Source organism: Dapis purpurea BLCC-M126 (assembly GCF_050015975.1).
Taxonomy (GTDB): domain Bacteria; phylum Cyanobacteriota; class Cyanobacteriia; order Cyanobacteriales; family Microcoleaceae; genus Trichodesmium.
Genome location: NZ_JBNHER010000215.1, coordinates 1 through 1,247, shown reverse-complemented (window position 1 = coordinate 1,247; position 1,247 = coordinate 1). Strand labels below are relative to the sequence as shown.

General features: G+C 37.0%; 1 protein-coding gene. It reads right to left on the bottom strand.

Annotation, left to right across the window (positions count from 1 at the left end; genetic code table 11):
• Positions 1-86 precede the first annotated feature (86 nt).
• Entirely contained in the window at positions 87-1,169 is a 1,083-nt protein-coding gene (locus tag ACP6PL_RS19150; RefSeq protein ID WP_426546871.1) for an RNA-guided endonuclease InsQ/TnpB family protein, read from the bottom strand.
• Between the last annotated feature and the right edge of the window lie 78 nt (positions 1,170-1,247).

The window sequence follows — 1,247 nt, the reverse complement described above, 5'->3', positions numbered from 1 at the left end:
CTGCTCTATAAAACCGATACAAAGCGTCACATAGCGTAACAATTTGATGTTTACTTCCTGCTTCAACTGAGGCCGTCGGCGGTTACTCATCCACAAGCATTCACGACCGAGCCGACCGCATTTCTTAAATTAATACTGGCGTTTAAATCTCTATCTATAGATATGCCACAATCTGGGCAGTCATAAGTTCTTAAGCTTAATGGCATATCTTGAACGTGACCACAGTTTGAGCAAGTCTTTGATGATGGGAAAAACCTATCAACTACTACTAACTCCGAACCGTACCATTGGCACTTATATTCTAGCTGTCGCCTGAACTGATAAAATCCTTGGTCTGCTATAGACTTTGCTAGCTTATGATTGCGCAACATTCCCCTAACATTCAAATCTTCAATTGACACAATGCCGTGGTTTTTGGCTAAGTATGTTGTCAATTTATGAAGTGCGTCTTTGCGGATGTTAGCTACTTTTCTATGCAACCTGGCTATCTTCAGTTGTGCTTTTTTCCAATTAACAGAGCCAATCTTTTTATGACGATGTAGATATTGCTCTCTTGATAATTTAGCTTCAAATCTCCGATACGATTTCACGCTCTCAAATATTTTCCCATCACTCAAAGTAGCTAATGTTTTTACTCCTAAATCTACTCCTATAACATCAGTTTTTTTGGGTGTAGTTGTTGCATTAAATTCATAGCTACAGCTAAGATACCAATCACCTGCAAGTCTACTAATGGTGACTTTTTTGGTGGTCGCCTCAATGGGTTCATAAGTCTTAACAATACCGATAAAAGGTAATTTATGATTCCATCCATTTAATTCTATTGGTTTTCCACAATTATCTATTGTGAATGAATCATGTTTACCCTTCTTTTTAAACTTTGGGTGTTTTCCTAATCTTTTAAAGAACCTTTTGAATGCTTCACCTAAATTTATGAAAGCATATTGGTAAACTTTAGATGACAAGTTTTTCATCCAAGGGTATAAAGGCTTTGTCTGGTTGGTAAAAACCTCTCTTAGCTTACGGGCATTGGGCTTGTAACCATTTTTATAAGCAACATTCCACAAGCTTAAACCCCAGTTGTAACACCACCTACTGTAGCCTGCGTGTTGAGCCATCAGAGTTTTCTGCTTGTTATTAAGTTTGAGCTTGGTTCTAATGGATTTCATTTACTTGTGAACAAACTTAGTCTAATAGTATGCTTTATAACTTATTATATCGTTATTCTTTGATTAAGTCAATGCTCC

Coding starts and splice junctions, on each gene's coding strand:
- ACP6PL_RS19150 (WP_426546871.1), bottom strand. CDS start 1,169: ATGAAATCCATTAGAACCAAGCTCAAACTTAATAACAAGCAGAAAACT.